Origin of the sequence: Desulfosarcina variabilis str. Montpellier (assembly GCF_048565275.1) — a bacterium.
Lineage (GTDB): Bacteria > Desulfobacterota > Desulfobacteria > Desulfobacterales > Desulfosarcinaceae > Desulfosarcina > Desulfosarcina variabilis.
The window spans coordinates 7,808,526-7,834,293 of the sequence record NZ_CP159846.1 but is presented as its reverse complement, the minus strand read 5'-3'; the positions used below and the strand labels follow the sequence as shown (position 1 = coordinate 7,834,293).

Genomic DNA, 25,768 nt, shown 5'->3' with positions numbered 1-25,768 from the left:
GGTTGTCATAGAGTCCGTAAAAATAAGTCCCGATCCCCGCTTTGTCTATGATAGTAGTTTAATGCAAAGCGGTTCTCCGATAAATGATGCAACCATGCTGGAACAGATGTCAGCTGGAGCTTTCCGATGAACCGGATAAATTAAAAGGGCGTTGTTATGACGCAGATCGCTGACGAATCGGTTTATGATCAGACCTATCGGCATTACCTGGACGAATTGAAAAACAACCCCTTGAAAGAAAAAGCGGATGTTCTGGGGATCACCATTGAAGGCGAAACTGTGGTGGTGCCCTATTTCAATCATCCGATCCGCTTGACGCCCGACGGGCTGTTGGATGAAAACGGACTGCGGCCTGATTTTTCCGACTGTGTGGTGATCTGCCGGTACCTGATCATGGCGCCGGCGGTCGAACCCAAAGACAAAACCTGGGTGGCCTATCGTGATTTTCCCGATGCCGGGCCGTTGACGGTATTCTGGCGGGATACTGTGGAGGCGCCAATCGCGCAGACCTTTGGCGGCCATCTCGACAAGCTCGATATGGCCTGCAATGTCTTGGCGGGGGATTTGCCGGACACGGATATTTCCTGCGACCTGTGCCGACGTTTTCTGCCCCTGCCCAACGTGCCCCTGCTGTTGGTGTTCAACGATAGGGATGACGAATTTCCGGCTGCAGCCTCCCTGCTGTTCGAAAAGCGCGCTGCCAGCTATCTGGATGCGGAGAGCCAGGCCATACTGGGCCATGCATTGACTCAACGGTTATTATTCGTAAAATAGATCAGCTATTGGAAATGCGGGAGAGGATTTTTTTCTTGAGGCGTTGAAACCAGTTTTCTTCCCCTTGCTTTTCATTTTCGGAGATAATGCAGGCGCGTTCCAGAAAACGACCGAATTTTGAATTGATTTTACCAAACTGGACAATCCTGTCGATGGAAAGCAGGTCTTGCATGGTTGGCAGGGGCATTTGTATATCGGATTCCCGGCGGATGGTTTCCATGGTGACGGACAGGGCATAAATGGTTACATCCTCGGCCAACTCATCCGATGAGATCTCGATGCCTTGGCCCTGGCTATGCCTGAGGGCCTCATGAACGCAGGCAACCAGAACCGGGTCCCCCGTATCCAGTGTCGAGGTGCACTGGTCAACGGCGAAATTCCTGTCGAGAAAATCGTCGCATAGTTTTTGAATCGTTTTCAGCCAGAAATGATCTAAGTTTTGCGGTAAAACAGCGCCTGGACCGCGGGAAAGGACTTCATTGGAGAACTTGGACAGCAGCATGCAAATGACTCCTTACACTCCGTCCATGGTCTGGACGGACATATCTAATATGTTTTGAACCGATACGGTTCTACCATACTTTACCTTTTCTGCCTACCCCTGTAACAAATTGCCAGAAATTGTAATTATGCCGCATCGACCTTTCCGACTCGCTGTCCAGTATGCACGTGCTGTCATCCACTGGCGAGAAGACGTACAGGTTGATGCTGCCGGGCGGCAGGCCGCCTGCTTCTGCGCCGGTGGTCTCATCAAAATCGATGCTGTCGTGGACCCCGTCCAGTTTGCGCGAGAGCAGAAACACCGACACCGTGTCTCCGTCGGTCAACGCATAGCTGGATATCAGCGGGATATCCTCGCCGTCGGTCTGGATGGTCGGCTGCTGGTTGTGAACCGTTGCCAGCATGGTTTCACCGGGTGCATACCGGTTTCTCAGCTTCAGAGCCAGCCAGCCCGGGTGGGCGCGGAACCCGCAGGCTTCGGGCAGGGTATGGGAAGACCACCATTTGCCACTGGAAAAGCCCAGATAGCACTGGTGCTGGTATCCGTCCACGGTGTGCTCTGGCTGACCGCCGCGTAGGTGTTGCTGTTGAGAAACATGAAGCGCACGTTGCCGTTATCGCCGAGGCCCTCCTGGCGCATCCACACCGACACCCGGTAGGCGGCGCCAGGATGCAGCTGGCTGTACCACTGTCCCTGGTCGTCATCGCACTTGTAGTACACATATTGTCCCATTCGAACCAGTTGGACCCGGCCCGGTCGATGCGAATGAATTTGCGCAGCATCATCGGCTCGAATCCGCTGTTCCAGACGTGGTTGTTGATGGCAAAATTGGTTCCGCCGGCGATGGTGGTCAGATTGGCGCCGATGGGCTCGACATTTTGCGTTAAAACGGTGTCGGTTACCCGAATGTCCGCTGGTACAAAGGGATCGGCAGCATACGGCGATCCCGCAGTCACAAGGGTTGCCATCAGGGCCAAGAAAAACAAAACAAATGGGTTGAAGAAAGGGAAAATGCTGTCGTGCGGCCGAGCCCGGAATGATTTGCGCGTGCACACCTCGTTTGCCATATCAGAATCAGTTATCGGTCAGATGAAGAGAGTTATCGCCGGCGTCCTGCACGGTATTGTTTGTGTAACGGCTTGAACCGTCTATACCGGTTGAAAAACCATTCGTTTTTCACTGTTATTGTAGTGGACCATCCTGGCTTTTAGCGTCCGTTCTTCCCCAAAAATGTTGACCAGATGCATTCCTTCGGCCACTTCTTCGATCAAATCCACATTTTCGAGGATTTTTTCTTCCACGCCGTTATTGAGGATAAATACGTTGACGTCACACATTGTAAATCTCCTTTGGTGGGTTGTTATGTAAAATTCATTTGGAACGTATTTCGCTCAAGGGATGACGATTGTATATCGGTTGAATCCAGACTCGTCAATGTGGATAATCTATTACCCATCGTGAAATGGCTAATTTGCCTGTTTCTGGACGAGCACTAGTCCTGTCGCCAATAAAATACGCAAACGGATTGCTCACCCTATCATATCCGTCTTGATGGCAATTGCCGGTTGATTGTTGTCCTAAAATGGATATTATGAGCAGGCATTTCAATCCATTTCTTTAAAATTAACCGTGCATAGATGTGATCAAAGACACCAAAGATGCTTAAACAGTCTGTTAAACAAGCCGTCATCATCCTTGTGGTTGCCAGTGTCCTCGGCCTTGTCGTGTATGGGGTCCGGCCCGATAAGATTACTAAGCCGGTCGGGATCGAGGACCCCGATCAGCAATCGTTGGCAGTGGAAGACCAACAGGTTGCCGATATTCCTATCGACCAGGCCTTTGACCTGTATCAAGCCAACAAAGCGATTTTTATCGATGCGCGCCATGCGGTTGATTATGCTGCCGGCCACATTAGTGGGGCGATTCACCTGACCACTGATCAAGCCGAATCCTGGCTTTCTGATTTTATCGCCACTACGGATCCGCAATCCGTGATCATCACCTATTGCGATGGACCGAACTGCCACCTGGCACCGGAGTTGGCCGAGTTTCTCTTTTTTAACGGGTTTGATCACGTCTTTTATCTTGAAAATGGGTGGACGCGCTGGCGTGATCATGGGTATCCGGTGGAGTAGGACCTTATTAACCCAACCAGAGGCTTGACTCCTTTCAGACGGCGGTTTGACAGCCTTTTCGATGATTTTTTCGGTGATCTGTTAAGCGACCCGCGTGCCGATTGGGTCCAGGGCTGGAATCCCAAAGTGGACATCTTTGAAGAAGACGACCAGTTTGTGGTCAAAGCTGAACTGCCCGGCGTCGAAAAAGACAAGATTGCCATCGACGTGGATGGCCGTGTGCTGACTGTAAAGGGCGAAAGATCGGGCGAAAAAGAGGTCAAGGAGAAAAACTACTACCGTCGGGAATGCACTTACGGAACCTTTCAGCGTTCTTTCACCCTTCCCGAAGAGACGGATTCGGAAAAAAACAAGGCTGAGTACAAGGACGGGGTGCTTAAGCTGAATATCCCCAAGCCTGAAACAAGCAAGGCCAAGAAAATTACAGTTCAGTAAAAAATGCGGGTCGGCATAAAAGCCGGCCCGCATTTTTTATTGCCGGTACGGATCCGCGGTGATGCCGTAGCGACGCATGATCTGCTGCAGGGCCTGGCGCTCGAGACCGCAGGCCTTGGCGGCCTGGGTCACATTGCCGTTGCTTAGGGTCAGCATGTGCCCGATGTAAGCGGCGTTGAAGGCCTTGAGGTTGTTTTCCTTGGCGGCTTTGTAAGGCAGGTCGAGCAGCGGCGAGATTTCCGCTACGATCGTAGGGATTGGCGGGCGGCCGATACCCACATCCTTGGGCGTTATTTCATCGTCCCCGGAGAAAAGAATGCCCTGCATGATCATATTTTCCATCTCACGTACATTGCCGTCCCAGCGCCGGCTGACGAGGGCATCCATCAGCTCCTGGGAAAAGTGTTTCAAGGGCTTGCCTAATTTGGCGCAGTGCTTTTCCAAAAGATGGGTGGCAATCAGCGGGATATCCGATGGCCGTTCGCGAAGCGGGGGCAGGTGTATCGGCAACACGTTGAGGCGGTAGAAAAAATCCTCCCGGAAATCACCGGATTTGATTTTTTCGGCCAATGGCTGATTGGTCGAAGCGATAATTCTGACATCGATATGAATCGGCCGTGCATCCCCCAACGGTTTGATTTCTTTTTCCTGCAGCACCCTGAGCAGCTTGGTCTGGATGGTGGGGGTGATGTCACCGATTTCATCAAGAAAGATGGTGCCTTTGTGGGCCTCCTGAAACAGTCCCTTTTTATCTCGGGTGGCGTGGGTGAAAGCCCCTTTTTTGTAACCGAACAGTTCGCTTTCCAGAATGTGTTCCGGCACGGTGGGGCAGTTAACGGCAATAAAGGGCCGCTTTTTGCGATTACTGAGTGCATGGATGGCGCGCGCTGTCAGATCCTTGCCGGTCCCGGATTCTCCGGTGATCAGCACGGTCAGATCGTTTTTGGCCACCATCTGGATGGTTTCAAAAACCCTTAGCATCTGTGGGCTTTTGCCGACGATGTTCTGAAACATATCAGAAGCTTGGCAAACATTGTGCAGCTGGATATTCTCCTTGAGCAGGCGGCTGCGCTCAAACGCCTTTTCCAGTCGCAGGACCAGCGCGTCGTGATCAAAGGGTTTGGTGATAAAATCGTAAGCGCCGCGTTTCATGGCATCCACGGCAAGTTCAATCTGGCCGTAGGCGGTCATCATCACCACGGTAATTGCCTCACCGTGATCGGTCTTGATCTGTTCCAATAAATCAAGACCGCTGATCCCCGGCATTTTGATGTCGGCCAGGACCAGATCATAGTCGGTGGTGCGGATCATTTCTAACGCGGCTTCGCCGGATGCGGCGACATCCACACGGCATCCCATTTCCGGTTCCAGGCTGCGTTTAAGCAGGGTGAGCATGTCAGGCTCATCGTCAACAATTAGCATTTGCTGTGGCATGATCTATCTCCCTGAAAGCGATGGCGGGTTGACCGGTAAAAGGATGGTGAACGTCGCACCCTGGTCTGGTTTACTCCAGACGGTGATGTTACCCCCATGCCCCTTAATGATGCCGTAACTGACCGAAAGCCCCAAGCCCGTTCCTTCTCCCGTAGGCTTGGTGGTAAAAAAGGGATCAAACACCCTGGGCAGGTTTTCTTTGGCAATGCCATGTCCCGTATCGCTAATTTCCACCATTACCCGATTGTTTTTTCCATTCAGCCCCGTGGTGATCCGAATGGTTCCCTCGGGGGTGACGGCATGGATGGCATTCATCAACAGATTGATCAGAACCTGTTTGATCTTTTTTTCATCCATGAGAACATCCGGAATGCCGAATGCAAAATGGGTTTCGATTTGGATGTTTTCCACATTACTATGGTGGCGCACAAAACCAATCACGTCGTCGATGATGGGGTGGATATCCAGGCGTTTTTTTTGAGAACGGGATGTCCGGGCAAAATTGAGCAGATCTTCGACAATGGCCTTGCATGATTTAACATGTTTTTCAATGGTTTTTAGGTCATTGAACCGGGCCGATTGCGGGTCTTCACCCCTTAACAGCAACTGGGTGTAGCCCAGGATAATGCCCAGTGGATTGTTGATTTCATGGGCGATTCCCGAAGAGAGCTCGCCAATGGACGCCAGTTTGTCTGCCTGGGCCATCTGTTTTTGCATCAGCCGGCGCTGCTCGATATCCTTGATCAGAAAATGGATGGTTTCGCCCTCTTCGCTGGGACTTTTTGCCAGAGAACCGGATAGCAGCACGCGCCGCCGGCCACCGTCTTCCAGACAAAGGTCGAATTCCTCACTGGAAATAAAACTCCGATTTTCGATATGTTGGGTGATCGTTGTCCAGTCCTCGGGCGCTGACAGGTACTCCTGGAAAAACCGTCCGCTGATATGGGGATCACTGACGGCAGACAGGCCAATCAGCTGTTTGCCGGCCGGGTTGATGTTGACGATGCGACCGTCGGTGCGGGTGACCAGGATCATATCCTTGGATACCTCGAATATGCGCCGGTATTTTTGTTCCGAGATGGCCAGGGCCTCGGTGCGCTGTTCCACCAGTTGCTCTAAATTTTGGTTGAGGTAAATCAGTCCCTCATGGGCGGTCTGCAGTGCCTGGCGATCTTTGAGAATGGTCCCATAGATGGACCATGTGCGCTCGAAAAAGAGTGTTACCGAGGCGACAACGATAAAGGTGAATGTGTTAACGGCTCCGGAGAAAGGCCGGATTTGTGTCCACCAGTCGTGATGGTCGGTCAGGATGAGAATCTGTTTGAGCAGATGCCCGGCGGAACGGGAAATCGCGAACACGGCCAGGGCAACGCATACCCACAACAAATAATTGATAATGATGTTGGTGGGGTCTTTTTTTTTCAGCTGGAGACAATAGGCCAGGCTGATGAAGGAAAAAAAGATCATCAGAACCGACCCGACAACATCGACGAACCAGATGGGAAAAACGGTGACGGTCATTATGGTGTCCCCCCACCCGGGTCGGTTTGGCGGGTTTCCCGAAGCATGTGGCGCAATCCCAGCATGAGGCAGGCCATACCCGGTACACACAGCAAATGATCCAGCTTGGTCAGATAGTACAATCCTGCCAGCCAATCCGGACCTTTCATGGCCTCAATGCGAATGTGCCAGGAGTCGATGGAGGTGACCGTCACGGCCAGGCACTGTTCGTCCAGATAATGCACCAAAAACGCATCAAGGTTCCAGAGAATGAAAAAAACGGCGGCATATTGAATGTAACGCCATCCCGGCGCTTTGACCAATCCGGCCTGGCGCAGCCAGAAAATCAAAAGCCCCATGGAGAAAAGAAAAAACAAATGGGCGAACTGGTGGACCAATACGCCTTCGATGCCGGCATGACCCTGAGTGGCCAGGCTATCCACCGGCCAAAGGACACAGACGATGATAAGCGTTACGATTGCGTGTGAATGATGCGAGGTCGGTTGCATAGGATCTCAAAACGGTCGACTGCAGCACCGCCAGCGCAAGGATAATACCTGCACGAAATGGCGTGTGGACAGATTATGAGATGGTTGAATCTGGCGCCTTGGGGCCGGCCAAATCGGAAAAGCTCATCATTTCCTCGGCTTCTGAATGGCTCACCTTGCGCCATTGTTCGAAAGATGAAAAGTAGGGGACTTTGTGCTTTATTTTTCCGAACAAAATGTACGTCAGCACATAGATGGGGAAGAACGTAAACATGAACCCGACTGACGTACCGAAACCGGGGAGTGAAATGGGAAGTGCAAACTCGACGTCACCAAAACGATTTTGCATCCATCCCAGAGCAAAGGGAACCGGCCATAGCGACGAAATATTAATCGCCACCTGGGAGAAAAAATATTTACCAAAGGCATCATTGGCCTGCTTGTTACAACTTTTATATGCTGCTTTGTTTTTGGCACCAAGCGCCTTGATGGACAAATTGTGCATATGGATCATTTCGCTGCTATCCGAGCTGAAAAACCGGTGATTGCGGCGGTAGGCCCAACAATAGGTCATCTGGCCAACAACGACGCAGATCAGGCACAGGACACCGGTCCCGATGTAGTACCCAAGGATCGGAATCTCGACAAGGCGGTAGAATGAAATTAAAAATCCGTCGATCCCGTTATATATGGCGCTGAGTAATTCCATTGACACTTTCCTTGGACGCTGTAATGATCCGAAATGTTCCCGGGGCAGCGGTCGGTGCTGACCCCGGGAATTGCAATTGCTTTGTATGCCTCAGGTTGAGGACATCAGCCGAGCGAGAGCGCCGGCCTGGACCAAAAGATGCTGTTTGCGGGTGGTATACCCATTAAACCATTAAAACGGCGGAACGATGCTGTACCCCAGGAAACCCTTGGTGGTGTAACGCAGCCCCACGTAAATGGCCAAAACGACGAACAGGCGTTTGAGCCAGATGTCCGGGATATATTTGGAGGTGCGCGGTCCGATCATGGAGCCCACGAAAATGCCGATTAGCTCGACGCCGATCAGGGGCCAGAACACCGGTATGCCTTTAACGACCATGTAGGTGAAGATACTGATGATCATGCCCACCAGAACAGTCAGGGCCGAGGTGCCGGCCACGAGGAACATGGGCAGTCCGGCAACGCTGGTCAAGAACGGAACAAACAGGAATCCGCCACCGACACCCAAGAAAGAAGCCAGCGCGGCGATAAGAAAACCGCCGATAATGGGGACAATGGGATTGAAGCTGAACTCGACGCCATAAAAGGTGAAGGTGATCTTGCCGAACCCCCAGGATTTGACCTTGACACCCTGTTCGGACTCATCGACCTTGGCGCCGCCTTTCATGTGAGATTCTTCAAAGGCCTTGGCCGCTGCTTTGGCCTCTTTTTTGCCGGCCTGACCCTTGGGCGTGGTTTCATAGAACAGAAAACCGCCGATGACGAACACCACCAAGCCGAAGTAGCCCAGATAGGCTTTCAGGGAAATCTTGCCGGCCGTGATGACGGGAATCAAAAAGCTACCCGAAATGGAGCCGATGGCCAGCATGAGGCCCAAAGGCAGGACCAGACGTCCCATTTTATAGTAATTCCAGCTCGATACGGCGCCGGAGAGGCCCACCATCCACTGGTTGGATACACGGATGCTATCGGTGATCAATTTATTGAGCATGGGCGAGGTCTGTTTGAATCCCTTACCATAGTCGGCCAAGCCGAAAACAGTGATGTGGCCGACACCGGACATGATGCCGCCAAAGGCGCCCACGGTGGAGAAAATCCAGCCGACCCAGATGGCCCAGAGAAAACCGGCGATCATACTGGGTGCGGGGGCACCGGGAATCCCTAAAAACCCGGGTTTGGCGTTGGGATCAATCTGGCCGGGCTCGGTTCCTTGGGGGGTGGCTGCAATGGCATCTTCCAGTTGTCCGGCATACGCATTGGTGTCGATCAATGCCGGTGCAACCATAATTGAAAACAGCATCAACAGTACGATGGGCAAAATACACTTTCTTTTCATGGTTATCCTCCCGGATGTTAATGGTGCTGGCCGAACACCCGCTCGACCAATTTTAAATTCACGGATGAATGGTTCTCATCCTCCTTTTCTTTCAGTCCTTAACGTGTTTGGGACATCACCTCCTGTCAGACTAAAACAAAAAATTGTTTGTTGACCAGCAAGTTGCATGCCAGGCAAAGATAGGCGCAAACAATGCTATAAATGCTTGAAAACGCAATATTAACAGTTTGATAGGAAGATCGTGAGTCAGTTTAGCGTGCGCGAAGGATCCGATACGTGAACCGCATCAAATATATTGTGCAATGTTTTTGTTGCCATTTGTTTATTGCATTGAATATACTATATTTTCAGTAAGTAAAAAAATGCAATAAAAATATTTCGGTGCTAACAAAAAATTGCGTTCTGTTGCTTGCGATCCGCCCCGGGCGTCATCCGTGTCTCTCCTGATTCTGAAAATCAAGTTGGATCTAATTGAATTTAAAGAAATTTTTTTTTATTGCGGTATCCATATACCCGTATATAATAGATTTATATGTGGTATAGCTCTTGCTTGATTGAACAATCGATTCTTTCGCGTTTAATCAACCGATACGTTGTCGGGTAACGTATTGGGGCCACTCAACTGTTCAGCTTTTTAATATAAGGTCTGCCCGGCCATTGGTCTTGGATGCCGGCCTTCACCGAGGATGCGAGGATTATGAGTAAATACTATTTATTCCAGGACACCAAAAAATGCATTGGATGTCATGCCTGTGAAGTGCAGTGTAAAGCCAATAAAGGGCTGACCATCGGTCCGCGATTATGTCAGATTATTCAGGTGGGGCCTAAAATGATCGGCGGGCTACCCCGTGCGGCCTATATTTTCATGCCCTGCTTTCATTGTGAAAATCCATGGTGTGTGGCGGCATGCCCCACCGGTGCCATGCAACAGCGCAGCAGTGATGGAATTGTCTTTGTTGATCACAACCTTTGCGTAGGCTGTAAAACCTGTATCTCAGCCTGTCCCTGGGGAGCACCGCAGTGGAATCCGGAAACCGGTAAAGTGGTCAAGTGTGACTATTGTATGGACCGCATCGATCAGGGGCTGGATCCGGCCTGCGTTACCACCTGCACGACCCACTGCCTGAAGTTCGGCAAAGTGGAAGATATGACACAGATTCGTCGAGAACGTCATGCCCAGACTGTTGCTTCCCTGGAGCACACCGCATTCTGACGGATTTTTTGATAGAAATATTTTATTACCGATGTTTCTAGCGCCACCCCGCCATCCTGGATTATTCTTAAGGGCCGGTCCCGAAGAGGGGCCTTTTCCATGACCGGTGCAATGATCATGGCATCTGTTGTTCCGGTACATGGCCCGAAAGTAACGGTTGGCGGGATCAAGGTGCCTTATGAGGTCATGCATGGTAAGCAACCAATGTCCGGTCACGGAAAGTATTCTTTTTATTGATGACACCATTGCTTCGGGGGGATTGACACACCCTCGCAGCCGGCGAATCGCCGAGGAAATCCACAGCCTGTTGAATGATGTGGCCTGGGGCCGTGCCGGTGATGATCATTTGCCGGCGGTTCAAGATTTAATCCAGGAATTACTGGAAAAAAAAGAACCGCAAGGCAGGCGCCTTGGCCAGCACCTCAATCAAACCCTTGCCGACAACATGGAGGTGTTTGAAAGTCACGTCAAAACCCACAACTGTCCGACGGAAACCTGCGAATGGTTGACGCCGGCACCCTGTCAGATGGCCTGTCCAGCGGGAATTGATGTCCCCACCTATGTGACCCTGATCGGCCAGGGGCGGGATGCCGAAGCCATCGATGTGATCCGTCGTGACAATCCGTTCCCTTGGGTTTGCGGTCTGGTGTGCACCCGGCCCTGTGAGTTCATGTGCGTGCGGGGGCGCATGGATACGCCGGTATCCATTAAATTTTTAAAAGCCTTTGCCGCTGAACGGGCCATGAGCGAAGGCACCTATCGCAATCCTGACAAGGAGCCTGACAAAGGCAAGCGGGTTTGCGTGATCGGTGCCGGTCCGGGTGGCCTTAGCGCGGCCTATTACCTGGCGCTCAAAGGCTATGGGGTGCATGTGATCGAAGCCCTGCCCATGGCCGGGGGGATGATCATGGTGGGGATTCCGCGCTACCGGCTGCCCCGGGAAGTGATCGACCGGGAAGTGGCCATGCTGGAGGAACTGGGCGTCACCTTTGCCTTCAACACCCGCTTTGGCCAGGATGTGACCCTGGATGCCTTGAAAGCCGAAGGGTATGTTGCCTTTTTCTTTGCCATCGGCGCCCACAAGGCCTATAAGCTTGGCATTCCCGGAGAAGATGACTTCCCTCAGACCATGGAAGCCATCGATCTGTTGCGTCGCGTGGCCCTGGGCGACCGGCGCAAGCCCGGCAAACAGGTCGTGGTGGTGGGGGGCGGAAATGTGGCCATTGATGCGGCCCGTACCTGCCTGCGCCTGGGCTGTCCCGAGGTGACCATTGCCTATCGCCGGACGCGCCATGAAATGCCGGCCGATGAGGAAGAGGTCGAGCAGGCCGAAGAAGAAGGCGTACGTTTTTCGTTTCTTACCATTCCAGCCAAGATTGTGGGACAGGATAACTGCATCACAGGCCTTGCTTGCGTGCGGGCCGAATTGGTGCAGCGCGATGGCTCCACCCGCATGTCCCCCGTACCGATTCTGGGTAGTGAGTATACGATGAACGCGGATGTGGTGATCAGTGCCATCGGCCAGAAGGTGGATCAATTGTGCATGGGAGAGATGAAAACTATGGGATGGACCCGGCGCGGGACCATTGATGTGAATTCAGTGACCATGCAAACGTCCATTGATGGCGTGTTTGCCGCCGGTGATGCGGTGACCGGGCCGGCCACGGTGATTGAGGCCATTGGCGGCGGTAAGCGAGCGGCCGAAGCCATTGATCGTTACCTGCTGGGGATTCCCCAGCCGCAAATGCCGCCGGTGCCGGTGCGCAGGCGCCGTGAAGAATGCATTGAAGTGCCGGCCAGCACCAAAACCGTCATCAAAAGGCCGGTCATGGATATGCTTGGTATGGACCGCCGCCGGACCACGTTTCAACAGGTGGAGTTGGGCTATACGGAAAACATGGTCCGCGAAGAGGCCCGCCGCTGCCTGCGATGCGATATCTGCCGCCGTTGTGGCCGCTGTATCGAGGTCTGCCGGGACAAAATGGGCATCAGCGCCCTGAACATGGGTTACATGGACTTTGATCATCCCGTGCCCACGGATCTGCGTATCACCGAGGAGCGTTGTATCCTTTGTGGAGCCTGTGCGGCCAACTGTCCTACCGGCGCCATGCGCATCGAGGATCGGGGCGATGAACGCCTGTTGCTCTTGTGCGGTACAATCTTAAACCGGCAAAAGCTGGTCTTTTGCGATTCCTGCGGCAAGGCCATGGGACCGCGTAAGTATCTTGACTTCATCAACAAGCGTGTAAAATCGGTGGGCCAGGTGTCTGAACAGGTCATGGTGTGCGAGGACTGTGCCCGTAAAAAAACCGCCCGGTTCAATGTGGACACGCTACCGGTATAGAAATATTTAGAATTTGTGATTTCCTTCGTTTGAATTGTATCTTAAAAAAAGGGGGCGCCATGGGGTTTCGCAAGGGACAGAAGGTTGAAGTGTACCAGCGCAGCAAAGACGAAAGCTGGGAATCCTATATGGACCGCTTTGTCGGCCTGCACGGCATTATCACGGATCCGGATACGGCTATCAACGACCCGGATGCCCTGGTGGAGGTGAGCCTGGATGGCAAGGGAACCCACCGGTTGCCCCAGGATTGTTTGCGGGCCATTGATGAGTGAATCAGAATACAAGTACAAGGAGCGCCATCACCATGCGGGTTCAAGACGTGATGAAGCAAGCAATCCGGACGGTGCATACCATTCCGGTTGAAAAAACCGCCGAGGACGCCATCGTTCAGATGACCGAGCAGCAGACTTCGGCCCTGATTGTCATGGATGGTGAAAAACCGGTTGGGATTTTTACCGAACGGGACGTGTTGCGCTGCCATGTGGCCTGGCGCGGCCGGCTTTTCCGGGAAATGCCCCTGCGGGAAGCCATGGTGGCCAAACTGATTGTGGCTCAGCCCGAGGACCTGGTCAGCAGCGCCATGGCCATGATGATCCAGGCCGATATCCGGCACCTGCCGGTGGTCAAGGATCGGCAGATTGCCGCAATGCTCACCATTTCCGATCTGGTCAAGCATCATGTGGGTGAACTGACCGCTGAACTCCATTACCTTCAGGAATACATTACGGATCTACAAGACGCCGTACAGGACTAAATTATGATTACTGTGGTTATCGACGGCACGGCTTACCAGGCAGAAGAAGGACAGAGTGCACTTGAGGTGGCGCGCGCCAATGGGATCAACATCCCCACCTTGTGCTATCATCCGGCCCTGAAACCATCCGGGGCATGCAAACTATGCGCGGTGGAAATGAGCGGCCGCACCGGTGGCCGTCAGATTGCCATGCTTTCCTGCATTCTCAAAGTTTCGGATGGCCTTGAAATCCAAACCAGTGGCCCCATCGTGGATGCCGCCCGCAGCAAAGCCTTTAAAAACTTATTGCGCATGGCGCCCCAGTCCACGCGGCTGCGCCGCATGGCCGCCGAGTACGGTGTTGACCTGGGGCCTCCGCCGGACGGTTGTGTGCGCTGTCGCCTGTGTATCCGGGTGTGCAAGGAAATCGTCGGGGCCGGTGCGCTCAAAATGAAGAAGATCGATGGGGTACCGTTTGTCGTGCCCGAGCCTGATCGTTGTATCGGTTGCGGAACATGCGCCAACCTCTGTCCCACCGGTGCCATACGGGTGGAAGACAATGAGAATGTCCGATCGATCATCATCCGTGACGAAATTATCGGCAAGCATCCGCTGGAACGCTGTCAGGGGTGTGGCCGCTGGTTTGCGACCACCCGATTTATGGACTTCATCGAGCGTCGTACGGCTCCGCATCCCCATGTCAAGGAAACCCACCACTATTGCCCGACCTGCGCCAAGCTGTTTTCCGATCGCACCCGGGCGGCTGTTGAGCATTCGATCAAGACCCGTATGCCCGGCCATTAAGACCCACCATCTACCAATAAAAAAAGCCCCTTCCAGCGGGAAGGGGCTTTTTTTATTGGTAGATGGTGGTGTTGTTAGACTTCCAGCCAGGAGTCGGAGAACAGGGTGTTGCCGAGGATGACATCCACGGTCTTGGCGTAGTCCAGCATTTCTTTGGAGAGGCTGCTGCGATCCGGCTGATTGCCGTCCATCATGCCGTAGATCAGATCAACGATGTCCTGACGCTCACCCTTGCAGATCTGGGTCAGCAGCTCGTCGCGGGGATCGGAGATGATGGAGTACATGCCGCATTTCATCAGCATCACGGTATAGGTCTGGTTGAGGATCGGACGCAGGTGATCGGGCGGTCCATTGGAGATGTTGGACAGGCCGCAGGTGCTTTTGGCGCCCGGTGCCATATCCGGAAGCATCTTCTGGAATTCCATCAGGCTGATGGCCTGGGGCTGCTGGATGTTGACCGGGGTGACGATGCCGTCGACCCAGATTTTCTCATTGGGAATGCCGGCTTCGTTGGCGAAGTAGAGCAGTTCCACGCACAGGGCGGCGCGTTCGTTCTCGTCACGGGGCAAGCCATCGGGACCCCACATCAGGGCGACGAAGTCCGCATTGTGCTCGGCGGTCATGGGGACCATGCGCTCGTAGCGTTCCGGACGGCACATGATGGAATTAACGATGTGCGGGGTTCCATCGGGAACCTGCTTGATGACCTTGAGGGCCGCTTCGATTGCATCGATATTGGAGGTGTCCAGGGCCAGGGGAACATCCGGAACCACATCCTGAACCACTTCAACCACCCACGGCATCAACTCGTGGCCGTCTTTCTTGGCCGGTCCGAGGTTGATGTCGATGTAGTCCATCCGTTTTTCTTTCTGGAAGAGGGCCTCTTCCTGGATCGGTTTGGGATCACGCTCTTTGAAGGCGCGGCCGATCTTTGTAGAGATAACGTTCAAGCTTTCGCCGATCAGTAACATACTCTCACTTCCTTTCTTTTACTCGGCATCATGTTCCGGCCAGTGTTCCGGCCACGAATGACGCTATTGCCAATAAATGGCCGGCAAGCCGGCCAGGAAATGACGGTCAGGGCCTGTGACCCTGACCGTTTGATTATCATGTAGCGGTTACGCTTTGAGGAAGCCGGGGATGTGCGCGGCTTCCCGGGGACCTACGGTGATGGTCCAGCCGGGCAGTTCCTCTTCCACGTCGCCAACGATGGCGGCGGCATAGCCGGGAATGACGATTTCCTGATGTTTGATCTTGTCGGTGATGCCGCTTTTTTTAACGAACATACCCACATCGTCGCCCGCGAATTTGCCGGCGGCCCAGGCCGTGAGAACCGACAGGCCTTCGGAATCTTTGATCAGCAGCCAGGTGGGAACCTTGCTGGCCTCGATTTCGCCGGAAACGATGAAGTAGGTCAGAGCAAAGTTGGTGGTTATCAGCACCCTGGAGTTCTCATCCGGGTTGTTGATCGGGTAGATGCCCTCGGTAACGGTCATGGGCCGCTGCGGGTCGGTGAAGATGTTGAGCCGCTCGAGCAGCAGCGGGAAGACGTTTTCACCGGTAAAGTCGGACAACACCACGATGCTGCCGTATTTGGCGATGTACATGGCGGCCAGCATGGTTTCCACGTCGATGTTGGAGGCCATCTCACACGGGAAGGCGATGGTGGGAAAACCCACGGCACGGTTGCTGTCCTTCAGGGCGGCGCGGCGGATGCCGATCATATCCTGGTTGGACTGCTTGGGATCACGGGAACCCGGATCCAGCACCAGGTCCTTGATGCCCATGCCGGTGAGTTTTTCCGACAGGGCGGTCAGGCCGTCAACCGAATCGGCTTTGATCGCCAGGGGCAGATCGTTTTCCAGGGCGATGGCACCGAAATCGTCGGCATTGGCTTCGGTGGCCGCGTACATCAGGGGCCGTTTGAACCCGCAGGCTTCCACGCCGGCTTTCATTACAGCGGCATCCTCGGTGATCAGGATCACGTTGAATTCCGATGTTTCGGCGATCTGTTTGGCCACGGCGGCAAATGCCGCAGCATCGCCGCCGGCATCCTTAACCGCCACCAGTTCGGGGCGCAGGTTGAATCCCACGCGTTCAAACTGGAAGGCGTTCCAGGTTTTGAGCTTGGTTTCCAGGTCCGCGGCAGCGATGTCGCTACCCACCTGGGCGGCCAACAGGGTCGGGCTGTAGAAGGTTTTCTCATGACGATACTGTACGGTTTCGCCACCGGTACCCGCCTTGCGCACACCCTTGCCGATCGTGAAGGGACGGATGGGGGGGGCGGATGCCTCTGAGAGTTGGGCCCGGGCTTCGTCGGAAACATAGGGGCAACTGTCCAGTTCGGCCTTACCGGATGCCAGGTTCATGGCAAAGGCAAGGCAGGTGGGAACCCCGCACTCTTTACAGTTGGTCTTGGGCAGGAGTTTAAATATCTGAATACCGGTTAATGCCATACTCTTCTCCTTATCTGTATGGGCAATTCACCCGGCCGCAATGGGCCGGGGAATCGTTTCGCATAAACGGGGCAGACAGCCCATGCCCACCCCGTCATTATGTCGTTTATCCGATGATCGGATCCATGGACAGGGCCGGATGGCCTTTTTCCTGGAGGTAGGGCAGGATCTCCTCCTCGGTGGTACCCACGGTTTCATCGGCGATCATGTCGTAAAAATTATCGATACCATTTTCCTTGCCGTATCTTTCTATACGCTCCTTGATCTCTTCCTTGAGGATTTTGGGCATCCAGACCATGCGGTGCAGGCCGCCGTCACCCTTGATGAATTTTTTCTGGGTGATGTTGAACTTGGAGTGGCCCACAAACCCGGGCGAAGATGCCCCACCGCCCATGACCCCGGCCAGGGTGGTGAATTTCATACCGCAGGGGGTTTCCCCGGAGTAGTCGCGGTTGACGGTCATGACGCCGTTGCACGAGGGCAGCATGGCGGCGATGCACTCGCAGCACCCGCAGGTGGTCATGGGGTCATGGACCATGGAGTAGAAGTTATAATGAGTGACGGCGCCGCGGGAGGCTTTGTAGACAAAGTCGTTGACGCCTTTCCACTGGCCCAGCACCGGATCGATGCACTCGCCCTTTTCGATGGGCTGGTTGGGGCCGGTGGGGTTGATCTCGTAAGAGGCCTTGCAGTCCATCCAGTTGTAGGCACCGCACAGACCGGTCCGTTCGGGGCTGACCGAACACACGTGGTTGGGGGCGAAGGACTGGCAAAGGGTGCAGGAGTAAAAGATCTCCACATCCTCGTCAGTCATCTTCTCAACGCGCTCGTCACGCATCTTGTACTCGGCACGGGCTCGGGTGGTGAGTTTGTCCACGTCTTCCTTCTTGGTCATCAGGGTGACCTGGACCTTGTCGAGGATTTTACCGAAATCCTGATGGAACTTGGCATGCAGCACCACGCCGATGTCCTTCAGGGTAAAACCCTTTTCGATGGCGCTGTCGCTGATGCGTACCCAGGAGATATCGCGCTGGCCGATATGCATGATCCCCTGGATGTAGTTGATCAAATGATGGCATTGGCGCTCGAGGATCGGCTCGAAGTCGGGCTGCATTTCGCGGCCGGCCACCTGTATGAATATACCCATGGGAAAGGTGTCGCCTTTTTTCAGATCACCTACATCGGGACCGTCGACGATGACCTTGCCGTCTTCGATCTCGTTCATTTCGGCCATCTTGACCAGCTCGGTGCACTGGGTCTTGCCGCCACCGCACTGAACATACAGGTCGGCGCCGCGCACACGCTCACCCTCGTAAGCCGGACCAAAGGCGCAGGGGATTTCGATGTCGGAGACGATGGTCTTGAGACCGCGGACTTCCACCGATTTTTGGCAGATCTCGTCATGGGGCACATTGGCGACCACATGCTCGTAGGTACAGATACCCGTGGGCAGGATCTCGGGGATGTCGGTATCGGCCAGGGTCGGGAAACCCCAGTTGACGCAACCGGCAGCGGCTACGCCCCATTCTGTGCCGATGTCGCCCAGGGCGTTGACGAAGGCAAAGATTCGATCCTTGTTGTAGAGCAGGATCTTTTTATGATCGCCGGGTTTTACCCCACCAAAGGACATAGCGGCGCGGTTGGCGAACCCGAGGGCGAACACGGCCGAACTGATGTCCGGGCCGAAGGGCACGATGCGCGTATTCCATCCGACTTGCACACCCAGTTCGAGCAACTGTTCGATAACGGAAGTGCCGTTGTGGTTGGCTGCACAGAACATGTAAAGGCTGCGCCGCTGATAGTCCTCGATAATGTCCTTGGCGATTTCCGGTGTGGGGGCGGCGCCCACGACGGCGGCGAAGCCGGGGGCAGAACCGTCCACGAACTCCACGCCACGCTTTCTCAGGATAGCGTCGTCGGCCGGTCCCAACCAGATCTTGCCATTGTCGATGTCCGGGTCCTCCGCTTCAGGCTGGTAGAAATCCGGCTGGTCCAGAATCCGCAGGGCTTCGATGATCTCGTAGGAGAAGATGGCGGCCATGCCGGCGTCCAGCAGGGGCCCGAGGTAGGGCAGGTGGTTTTTACCTTTGACGTGCGGGGGCAGCAGGCCGCGGGCAAATTCCAGGGGTTTTTTCAGGTCTTCCAGGGTCTCGACCTTCATGCCGGTCAGCGAGTAGATCACCGGCAGGTAGTAAGCCGTGTTGGGAAACCCGATCTTGGTATCGGCGTTGTAGGTATCCAGTGCTTTTTTGTAACGGCCTTCAGCGGTGGAAACCACCTTGTATCCACCCTGAATGGCGGCAAATGCGACTAATTTAGACATATCGTATTCCTCCTTCGTTGAGGATCTGGTTGAAGATCAACTACCCTTCCAGTGCCTGGCGGTCGGCCATATCCATGAGGACGCGTTCCCGGGCCTTGTCGATGCCCAGTTCCTGGCGCTTCTTGTCGATATGGGCGATCATCAGGTGGGCGTGCTTGATCGGATCGGCCTCGATATCCCACATGCCGCCGTAGAGCTTTTCATATTCCTTGCAAATGTGATTGTGGAACACCGGCGCACCGGAGGTGGGCAGGGTGACGCCGAAGACCGTGTACACGCCGGAAACGACGAAGTAGTGACCGATGGAGATGGCTTTCTCGCTCATCCACTCGGGCGCGCTACCCGCGGCCGGCAGGTCACAGATGTCTTTGCCCAGTCCGCCGGCCTTGACCACTTCGGTGGCCGCCAGCAGGATGCGGCTGTTGTCCACGCAGGATCCCATATGAAGGACCGGCGGGATACCCACGACCTCACATACCTCGGCCAGGCCCGGGCCACAATGCACCGCGGCGGATTCCGGGGTCAACAGGCCCGCCATGGCACAGGCGATGCCGTTGCAGCCGGTGGTCAGGACGATGACGTCGTTCTTGATCAGTTCCTTAACGACTTCGATGTGGGCTTCGTTATGACGGGTGCGGGCGTTGTTGCAGCCCACCACACCGGCGATGCCGCGGATGCGGCCGTTGATGATGTTGTCGTTCAGGGTATAGTAACTGCCGCGGAAGGTGCCGCCCAGGTGATACTGGATCGACTCCACGCCGAACCCGGCGATCTGGGTGCACTTTTGCTGGGGAATCATTACCTCGGCGCCGCGGTTTTCGAAGTTGTCTATGCCCATTCGTACGATCTTCTCGGCGTCTTCCAGGGCGTAATGCTCGTCAAATTCGATGTGGATCACGTTGTCCTGTTCCATCTTGGCGATGGGGTGGGTGGTGATCAGCTTGGTGTGGAAACACGCGGCCACGTTGGCCAGGTTCTGCATGATACATTGGATGTCCACCACCATGGCGTCGCAGGCGCCGGTGATGATGGCCAGTTCCTGGGACAGGAAGGTGGTGGCCGACGGGATGCCGTGGCGCTGCAGGACTTCGTTGGCCGTACAGCAGATGCCGCTCAGCTGAATGCCCTTGGCGCCCTTGGACTTGGCGTATTCGATGATTTCGGGTCGTTGGCAGACGGCCACGATCATCTCGGAGAGCACCGGCTCATGGCCATGAACGACGATGTTGACGTGGTCTTCCTTCATCACGCCCAGGTTGGCCTCGGACTGCAGGGGGTAGGGGGTGCCGAAGAGCACGTCCTGCAGGTCGGTGGCCAGCATGGATCCGCCCCAGCCGTCGGCGATGGCGGCGCGGGTACCCTGCTTCATCAGGTTTTTGTAATCCATATCCACGCCGATGTGGGTGCGGTGCATGATCTCGACGATTTCACGGTCGATATTGCGCGGAATCACGCCGTTTTTCTTCCATTTTTCGTACAGTGCCTCCGGGGCGCGCTTGGCGAAGAGCAGCTGTCCTTCGGCCTTGCCCCACTCGTTCATGGCCTTCTCGGCCACTTCCAGGGCGATTTCGTCGATGTCGCGATCCTTGACCTCGCCGTCTTCCTCAACGGTGATCTCGACGCCCAGCCAGGGAGCGATCTGCAGCAGTTTGTTGGTGTCTTTGATCCTATACGCCTCGGTCTCCTTGCGAGCCGCGCTCAAAAACACCTCGGCCACGCAACGGCCGTGGTCGGAGTGCGCGGAGGCACCGCCGGCGATCATGCGGATGAAGTTACGCGCGGCGATGGTGTTGGCCGTGGCCCCGCACAGGCCCTTGCGGGTATCCTCGCCTTGGATGCCGCCCTTGGGCAGCGGCAGGCGGCAGGGGCCCATGGAACAGTTTTTACAGCAGATGCCCTGAACACCGATGTTACAGGGTTTCATCTGCACGGCGCGGTCGAATACCGTATCGATACCCATTTTCTGGGCGCGGACGATCATTTCCTGGCTGGCCGGATCAATGGTTGCGGCGATAGGATCGGCCAATTTCGGGGCCGCGGCTTTCTTCGCGACTGGTTTTTTAATTTCTGCCATCAGAGGTTCCTCCTCGTATTGGTTTTGGCAAGGGTTAGCGATTTAGTACAGCGGTACACGCCTGTGCACCCAGTTGAGCTTGTCCAGAATTTTTTCGACATCGCTCTTCTGTTCGGCGGCGGGGGTCATGGCAATGACCTCGTCCTTGGCACCGGTGGCACGCTGGGCAGCATGTGCCTCACGCTCGGCGGCACGCTTCTGGCGCAGGGCGTCTTCAGCGGCTTCACGTTCGGCGGCAGCCTTGGCTGCGGCTTCCTTTTCAGCCTTGACTTTGGCTTCGGCGTCAGCCTTGGCTTTGGCTTCTGCATCCGCTTTGGCCTTGGCTTCTGCATCTGCTTTGGCCTTGGCGTCGGCTTCTGCCTTGGCCTTGGCGTCGGCTTCGGCCTTGGCCGCGGCTTCAGCCTTGGCTTTGGCTTCAGCTTCGGGATCGGCTGCGGGTGCAGCCGGGGCAGCGGCCGGGGCAGGTTCAGCAGGTTTAGCAGCCGGGGCAGCGGCAGCAGGTTTAGCGGCGGCCTTGGCAGCCGGTTTGGCAGCAGCTTTCGGTGCGGCCTTGGCAGCCGGTGCGGCTTTCTTCTCTTCTTCCTCGATGGTCAGGTCCGGTTCCGGTGCCAGGGCGGCCAGATCTACGTCGACCCCATCCAGGCGTTTGGCAATGGGTGCCAGATCTTCGAGGCTGCCGCCATCCATGGCCACATCGATATAGGCCTTGACCAGGCGGATCGACTCAGGATGGCGCATGATCAAAACATCAGAGCCAGCCATCAGATAGGTGACTGCTCCCACGGCTTCCATCAGGATGCCACGGCGTTCCGGATCACCCAGGGTCGGGGCGTCTTCGACCGTCTGCTTGGCTTCCTTGCACTTCCAGACTTCATTACCCAGGTTGTTGATCATCGGCATCTGGAGTTTGTCATCCCCCTGAGCCATGGCCGCCATTCTGAGACGTTCCATAACCGAGTAGGAGTACTCCATCCCGTAGCCCAAACCACCGGTGGTTGGATCGATGATCACGCGGTCCATGGGCATACCCAGGTTTTCGAGCAGGATGTTGACTTGCTTGGCCAGGTTGACGTCGATCGGAGACGAACTGATAATGGCATGACCGTAGCCCATGGCGGCGGCGCCAATACCTTTATGGTTTTTGTCTTCGACGGGGCCCAGGGTCAGCTGAACATCCTGGCAGTCCTCAGCAATCTGCTTGAAGACCGCTTCGTCTTTTTCATGATTGGCAACACCCCAGACAATCAGGGGAACATCGACGGCGCCCAGTACCTTCTTGACTGTGGCCGATGCATCCGCCGGGCTGGCGTCATTGCCGTTGGGATCGGTGCTTTTGAGTTGCAGGACGATGATTTCAGCACCATATTCGTCCACGCATTTTTTGGCCCATGCGGCTGGATCGGATACCACGTCCTTGAACGGTTCCAAGGCTGCTGCTGGCCATTCCTCAGGTTCCATGTCCCAAATTTCCATGGCAATCCTTGGTTTGTGGGGCATCTCCCCCTCAAACTGATAGAATGGATAGCAGGTCTCGCCGCCAACGGTAATGGCCTTGTCACCCTTACCGATGGAGATCGCCTTGATCCCCCCTGCATAGGATTCTTTGTAAAATTCGAAACTCAACGTTACCTCCTTATCAGCTACCGGTTAATAATCGAGGTTATCTACAACTGTTTGAAATGATGCGTGTCGCGGCCGATGCGCAGAATATCAGCCTGGAACTGAAAATCTTAGGCCCCCTTTCATAATGTATTTTATATATGTAAAATCTACGACGGTAGATAGAAAGCCAGGGAATCGTATAGGTGGGCAGTGAATCAGACAGCGGCAGATGTGGTTGTTTTTTCTCCTATTCAAACAATGCCTCATCGTATAAACAGTCCTCGGGTGTGCAAATAATGACTTATTTGCCTGCCGCAACAATAGGTTGTAAAAATAACGAAATAGTCGTTTGGTTCAAGGTGGCTCGCTGCTTCCCTAAGGCAGAAAACCAGACGTTATTCTTATATCTTGGCTGGTTTATTTGTCAATAGATGAAAGTGATTAAATCCCAATTTCCTACTAGATTGGCTTCATCTATGGGCTTTGTGGGACGAGAAAAAAATGTGCTTTAGAAGAAAAAAACAAAAATGTATTTTTTGAACAAAAACTCAAAACTAAGCGGTGTGAGAAAACAGATCTTATCAGCAGATCAGGTCCTCGATAACGGAACCTTAAGCAACAACGCCGGTTTTGTTGTAAACCGGCGCGTCATTTTTTTCAATATCAGTTGACTTTCGATGATCGGTTGGCAAGCCGCGCCTTGAGACGCGGAAATTGGTCCAGATCCGTGTGGGGCAGGAACAGCGCGGCGATGTAGTTGTCCATATACGATGGTGTCTCGGAGAGCTCGAAGCTGGTCATGCTGCGGGTCACTTCTCCGACATCGCGTCGGATACGGTTGGTCAGGCTGCTCATTTTGGCCCCCATCAGGGAACTGTTGCCGATAAAGGTCACCTTCTCCGGATCGATTTCAGGCAAGAGACCAATGGTCATGGCTTTTTCCAGATCCACGTAGCTGCCGAACCCGCCGGCCAGGATGATGCGTTCGATATCCTGCATGCCCATGCCCACCTCGGCCAAAAGGGTCATGCAGCCGCTGTAGATGGCACCTTTGGCACGGATCAGGTTCTCAATATCGATTTCCGTGAGGGTAATGTCACGGTCGATCTGTGTTTCCTCGGCCCAGGCCAGCACATATTCCCACACGCCCTCATCTTCTCGCAGGCGATCGGTGGCCAGGTCACGGTTGAATTTGCCAAGGTTGTTAATCAAGCCCAGTTCGAACATCACGGCGGTCATGATGATCAGGCCGCTGCCGCAGATACCCTTAGGGCGTACATTGCCGATGGTCATGAGCATCGGTTCCCAGGTCACCGGGTCCAGTGAAAAATCCTCGATGGCACCCTTGGCCGCCCGCATGCCGAATTTGATGCCACCGCCTTCAAAGGCCGGTCCCGCACTGCAGGCTGCACAGGCCAACCAGTCACGGTTACCGATGACAATCTCGGCATTGGTGCCGATGTCCATAAACAGGGTCAGTGGCTCGTCGAGATATAGCCCCGAGCCCATGACGCCGGCCACGATATCGCCACCCACGTAGCTCGATACGGCTGGATAGACCAAGGCGGTGACATGATCTTCCACGTCCAGACCCAGATCCTTGGCCCGGATGGGCGGGTAGAGCGTGGATGCCGGCACATACGGGGCGCGCCGGATATAGCGCGGATTGACCTTCAGAAACAGCTGAGTCATGGTGGTGTTGCCAGCCAGGGTGATGGCGGAGATGTTGTCCGGATCGACCTTGGCCCGTTTTATGATCTTATTGATGATGGTATTGATGGTGTTGGCCACGACCCGTTGCAGCCGGTCCAGGCCATCGCCTTTTTCGGCAAACACGATGCGGCTGATCACATCCTCCCCATAGCTAATCTGGCCGTTGAACTCACCGTGATCGGACAGCACCTCGCCGGTTTTCAAGTCGATCAGCTGACCATAAATGGTCGTCGTGCCGATGTCCATGGCGATGCCGTAGTTGTAGTCGGTGGTGTCGCCGGGCTGGACGTTGATGATTTCGGTCTTGCCAGTTTCTATGATCGGCCTGGCCATGGTTGCGGTTACCCGGAATTCAGCTTCACGTAACACATCAGGAATTTTGCGGATCACCGGCAGGCTGACCGTCATGCGGTGCTCATCGTGATGAAGTTTCAGGTGGCTGACCAGCCGAGTCACGTCGGGCAGATGGTCCTGGTTGTCCGGTTTGGGCAGTTCAATATAAATCTTTTCCACCGGCGGCAGGAACAGACCCGCTTCTTTGAGATCGTTCAGATCCTTTTGCTGGATACGCGCCGTGCGCCGCGGGACATAGCTTTGGCGGAGCACACTGGCGTCGATGGTCGACTCCACCGGCACGCGGACCGTCACATCCCCGGTGACCGTCGACCGGCAGGCCAGGCGAACCCCTTTGTCACGGTCCTCGGGGCTGACCTGTTCACTCAGCCCGCCTTCCACCGTGCCGGCTTCGATGATAACCCGGCACTTGCCGCAGACCCCTTCACCACCGCAGGACGCATTGATATGCACGCCGGCATCCATGGCCGCGCGAATCAGCTTCTCACCGTCGTTTACCTGTATCTCCCGGTTATGGGGGAGAAATGTAATCGTATGGACCATCAGTCGATTCCCTCCATTTTTTGCTTTATGGATAGCTTTCCCCACAGTCGCCAGGGCAGCGGCGGCCATACAATTGACGTATCGGGTGCAGACCGGTTAAATTCGCGAATCAAGCTTTCTATTATCATTTAATGGCGAGGAATTACACATTGAAATTTGTCCTTAATTTCAGTAAAAGAAAGAAATAATGGTTTTTCTCCATGTTGATGCTCCGCGACACGCTGTTTTCTGCTTCCCCTCTGTTTTTCGATGCATTCCCGATTTTCAATAACATATTACCATTTTATTAACAAGAGG

Annotated in this window: 23 protein-coding genes; 9 read left to right on the top strand and 14 right to left on the bottom strand. The window is 54.6% G+C overall.

The window, feature by feature from the left end; genetic code table 11:
* Positions 1-156 precede the first annotated feature (156 nt).
* On the top strand, positions 157-774 hold the full coding sequence (locus Dvar_RS35450; RefSeq protein ID WP_419657970.1) for a DUF3786 domain-containing protein: 618 nt from the start codon (positions 157-159) through the stop codon (positions 772-774).
* A 1-nt stretch (position 775) separates the two neighbouring features.
* Here the strand turns inward: Dvar_RS35450 and Dvar_RS35445 are convergent, their stop codons facing one another.
* Entirely contained in the window at positions 776-1,276 is a 501-nt protein-coding gene (locus Dvar_RS35445) for a hypothetical protein (RefSeq protein ID WP_419657968.1), read from the bottom strand.
* A gap of 70 nt (positions 1,277-1,346) precedes the next feature.
* Positions 1,347-1,826 (bottom strand): hypothetical protein, encoded by a 480-nt coding sequence (locus Dvar_RS35440; protein ID WP_419657966.1) that lies wholly within the window; start codon positions 1,824-1,826, stop codon positions 1,347-1,349.
* Between the two features lie 119 nt (positions 1,827-1,945).
* On the opposite strand from Dvar_RS35440, the gene Dvar_RS35435 reads away from it, so the two are divergent.
* Complete coding sequence (locus Dvar_RS35435) at positions 1,946-2,419, top strand: hypothetical protein (RefSeq protein ID WP_419657965.1); 474 nt, start codon at positions 1,946-1,948, stop codon at positions 2,417-2,419.
* Positions 2,420-2,424: 5 nt separating this feature from the next.
* Here Dvar_RS35435 and Dvar_RS35430 read toward each other — a convergent pair whose 3' ends face one another.
* Positions 2,425-2,613 (bottom strand): CooT family nickel-binding protein, encoded by a 189-nt coding sequence (locus tag Dvar_RS35430; RefSeq protein WP_419657963.1) that lies wholly within the window; start codon positions 2,611-2,613, stop codon positions 2,425-2,427.
* A gap of 321 nt (positions 2,614-2,934) precedes the next feature.
* Between Dvar_RS35430 and Dvar_RS35425 the strand changes: the two genes are divergently transcribed.
* The gene (locus Dvar_RS35425; protein ID WP_419657961.1) at positions 2,935-3,411 is read left to right on the top strand and encodes a rhodanese-like domain-containing protein; all 477 of its coding nucleotides are present in this window, start codon (positions 2,935-2,937) and stop codon (positions 3,409-3,411) included.
* Positions 3,412-3,435: 24 nt separating this feature from the next.
* Positions 3,436-3,846, top strand: coding sequence for an Hsp20/alpha crystallin family protein (locus Dvar_RS35420; RefSeq protein WP_419657959.1), 411 nt, complete (start codon positions 3,436-3,438; stop codon positions 3,844-3,846).
* 36 nt (positions 3,847-3,882) lie between these two features.
* Here Dvar_RS35420 and Dvar_RS35415 read toward each other — a convergent pair whose 3' ends face one another.
* The 5 genes from Dvar_RS35415 to Dvar_RS35395 all read right to left on the bottom strand — a co-directional run bounded on the left by Dvar_RS35415 (position 3,883) and on the right by Dvar_RS35395 (position 9,312).
* Positions 3,883-5,280, bottom strand: a complete 1,398-nt coding sequence (locus tag Dvar_RS35415) for a sigma-54-dependent transcriptional regulator (RefSeq protein ID WP_419657957.1) — start codon at positions 5,278-5,280, stop codon at positions 3,883-3,885.
* Between the two features lie 3 nt (positions 5,281-5,283).
* On the bottom strand, positions 5,284-6,801 hold the full coding sequence (locus Dvar_RS35410) for a two-component system sensor histidine kinase NtrB (protein ID WP_419657956.1): 1,518 nt from the start codon (positions 6,799-6,801) through the stop codon (positions 5,284-5,286).
* Positions 6,801-7,289, bottom strand: coding sequence for a hypothetical protein (locus tag Dvar_RS35405; RefSeq protein ID WP_419657954.1), 489 nt, complete (start codon positions 7,287-7,289; stop codon positions 6,801-6,803). Before Dvar_RS35405 ends, Dvar_RS35410 begins: the two co-directional genes overlap by 1 nt.
* A gap of 73 nt (positions 7,290-7,362) precedes the next feature.
* The gene (locus tag Dvar_RS35400) at positions 7,363-7,977 is read right to left on the bottom strand and encodes a hypothetical protein (protein ID WP_419657952.1); all 615 of its coding nucleotides are present in this window, start codon (positions 7,975-7,977) and stop codon (positions 7,363-7,365) included.
* 171 nt (positions 7,978-8,148) lie between these two features.
* On the bottom strand, positions 8,149-9,312 hold the full coding sequence (locus Dvar_RS35395; protein WP_419657951.1) for a sulfite exporter TauE/SafE family protein: 1,164 nt from the start codon (positions 9,310-9,312) through the stop codon (positions 8,149-8,151).
* A 697-nt stretch (positions 9,313-10,009) separates the two neighbouring features.
* Between Dvar_RS35395 and Dvar_RS35390 the strand changes: the two genes are divergently transcribed.
* The 5 genes from Dvar_RS35390 (at position 10,010) to Dvar_RS35370 (ending at position 14,406) form a co-directional block, all read left to right on the top strand.
* Positions 10,010-10,525, top strand: a complete 516-nt coding sequence (locus Dvar_RS35390) for a 4Fe-4S dicluster domain-containing protein (RefSeq protein ID WP_419657949.1) — start codon at positions 10,010-10,012, stop codon at positions 10,523-10,525.
* Between the two features lie 190 nt (positions 10,526-10,715).
* Positions 10,716-12,869, top strand: a complete 2,154-nt coding sequence (locus Dvar_RS35385) for an FAD-dependent oxidoreductase (protein ID WP_419657947.1) — start codon at positions 10,716-10,718, stop codon at positions 12,867-12,869.
* A 59-nt stretch (positions 12,870-12,928) separates the two neighbouring features.
* Positions 12,929-13,141: a hypothetical protein gene (locus tag Dvar_RS35380; RefSeq protein ID WP_419657945.1), complete on the top strand. Its 213-nt coding sequence runs from the start codon at positions 12,929-12,931 to the stop codon at positions 13,139-13,141.
* Positions 13,142-13,173: 32 nt separating this feature from the next.
* Positions 13,174-13,623, top strand: coding sequence for a CBS domain-containing protein (locus tag Dvar_RS35375; RefSeq protein ID WP_419657943.1), 450 nt, complete (start codon positions 13,174-13,176; stop codon positions 13,621-13,623).
* A 3-nt stretch (positions 13,624-13,626) separates the two neighbouring features.
* Entirely contained in the window at positions 13,627-14,406 is a 780-nt protein-coding gene (locus Dvar_RS35370; protein ID WP_419657942.1) for a 2Fe-2S iron-sulfur cluster-binding protein, read from the top strand.
* Positions 14,407-14,480: 74 nt separating this feature from the next.
* On the opposite strand, the gene Dvar_RS35365 is transcribed toward Dvar_RS35370, so the two are convergent.
* The 6 genes from Dvar_RS35365 to Dvar_RS35340 all read right to left on the bottom strand — a co-directional run bounded on the left by Dvar_RS35365 (position 14,481) and on the right by Dvar_RS35340 (position 25,471).
* Complete coding sequence (locus Dvar_RS35365; RefSeq protein WP_419657940.1) at positions 14,481-15,377, bottom strand: dihydropteroate synthase; 897 nt, start codon at positions 15,375-15,377, stop codon at positions 14,481-14,483.
* Positions 15,378-15,524: 147 nt separating this feature from the next.
* Positions 15,525-16,862, bottom strand: coding sequence for an acetyl-CoA decarbonylase/synthase complex subunit gamma (acsC, locus tag Dvar_RS35360; RefSeq protein WP_419657938.1), 1,338 nt, complete (start codon positions 16,860-16,862; stop codon positions 15,525-15,527).
* Between the two features lie 106 nt (positions 16,863-16,968).
* Positions 16,969-19,185, bottom strand: coding sequence for an acetyl-CoA decarbonylase/synthase complex subunit alpha/beta (acsB, locus tag Dvar_RS35355; protein WP_419657936.1), 2,217 nt, complete (start codon positions 19,183-19,185; stop codon positions 16,969-16,971).
* A 40-nt stretch (positions 19,186-19,225) separates the two neighbouring features.
* Entirely contained in the window at positions 19,226-21,259 is a 2,034-nt protein-coding gene (gene cooS, locus Dvar_RS35350; protein WP_419657934.1) for an anaerobic carbon-monoxide dehydrogenase catalytic subunit, read from the bottom strand.
* Positions 21,260-21,301: 42 nt separating this feature from the next.
* Positions 21,302-22,882 carry an acetyl-CoA decarbonylase/synthase complex subunit delta gene (locus Dvar_RS35345; RefSeq protein WP_419657932.1) on the bottom strand — a complete coding sequence of 527 codons (1,581 nt, stop codon included), beginning with the start codon at positions 22,880-22,882 and terminating at the stop codon, positions 21,302-21,304.
* Between the two features lie 642 nt (positions 22,883-23,524).
* Positions 23,525-25,471, bottom strand: coding sequence for an ASKHA domain-containing protein (locus Dvar_RS35340; protein WP_419657930.1), 1,947 nt, complete (start codon positions 25,469-25,471; stop codon positions 23,525-23,527).
* Between the last annotated feature and the right edge of the window lie 297 nt (positions 25,472-25,768).

Coding starts and splice junctions, on each gene's coding strand:
- Dvar_RS35450 (WP_419657970.1), top strand. CDS start 157: ATGACGCAGATCGCTGACGAATCGGTTTATGATCAGACCTATCGGCAT.
- Dvar_RS35445 (WP_419657968.1), bottom strand. CDS start 1,276: ATGCTGCTGTCCAAGTTCTCCAATGAAGTCCTTTCCCGCGGTCCAGGC.
- Dvar_RS35435 (WP_419657965.1), top strand. CDS start 1,946: ATGCAGCTGGCTGTACCACTGTCCCTGGTCGTCATCGCACTTGTAGTA.
- Dvar_RS35430 (WP_419657963.1), bottom strand. CDS start 2,613: ATGTGTGACGTCAACGTATTTATCCTCAATAACGGCGTGGAAGAAAAA.
- Dvar_RS35425 (WP_419657961.1), top strand. CDS start 2,935: ATGCTTAAACAGTCTGTTAAACAAGCCGTCATCATCCTTGTGGTTGCC.
- Dvar_RS35415 (WP_419657957.1), bottom strand. CDS start 5,280: ATGCCACAGCAAATGCTAATTGTTGACGATGAGCCTGACATGCTCACC.
- Dvar_RS35410 (WP_419657956.1), bottom strand. CDS start 6,801: ATGACCGTCACCGTTTTTCCCATCTGGTTCGTCGATGTTGTCGGGTCG.
- Dvar_RS35405 (WP_419657954.1), bottom strand. CDS start 7,289: ATGCAACCGACCTCGCATCATTCACACGCAATCGTAACGCTTATCATC.
- Dvar_RS35400 (WP_419657952.1), bottom strand. CDS start 7,977: ATGGAATTACTCAGCGCCATATATAACGGGATCGACGGATTTTTAATT.
- Dvar_RS35395 (WP_419657951.1), bottom strand. CDS start 9,312: ATGAAAAGAAAGTGTATTTTGCCCATCGTACTGTTGATGCTGTTTTCA.
- Dvar_RS35390 (WP_419657949.1), top strand. CDS start 10,010: ATGAGTAAATACTATTTATTCCAGGACACCAAAAAATGCATTGGATGT.
- Dvar_RS35385 (WP_419657947.1), top strand. CDS start 10,716: ATGGTAAGCAACCAATGTCCGGTCACGGAAAGTATTCTTTTTATTGAT.
- Dvar_RS35380 (WP_419657945.1), top strand. CDS start 12,929: ATGGGGTTTCGCAAGGGACAGAAGGTTGAAGTGTACCAGCGCAGCAAA.
- Dvar_RS35375 (WP_419657943.1), top strand. CDS start 13,174: ATGCGGGTTCAAGACGTGATGAAGCAAGCAATCCGGACGGTGCATACC.
- Dvar_RS35370 (WP_419657942.1), top strand. CDS start 13,627: ATGATTACTGTGGTTATCGACGGCACGGCTTACCAGGCAGAAGAAGGA.
- Dvar_RS35365 (WP_419657940.1), bottom strand. CDS start 15,377: ATGTTACTGATCGGCGAAAGCTTGAACGTTATCTCTACAAAGATCGGC.
- acsC (WP_419657938.1), bottom strand. CDS start 16,862: ATGGCATTAACCGGTATTCAGATATTTAAACTCCTGCCCAAGACCAAC.
- acsB (WP_419657936.1), bottom strand. CDS start 19,185: ATGTCTAAATTAGTCGCATTTGCCGCCATTCAGGGTGGATACAAGGTG.
- cooS (WP_419657934.1), bottom strand. CDS start 21,259: ATGGCAGAAATTAAAAAACCAGTCGCGAAGAAAGCCGCGGCCCCGAAA.
- Dvar_RS35340 (WP_419657930.1), bottom strand. CDS start 25,471: ATGGTCCATACGATTACATTTCTCCCCCATAACCGGGAGATACAGGTA.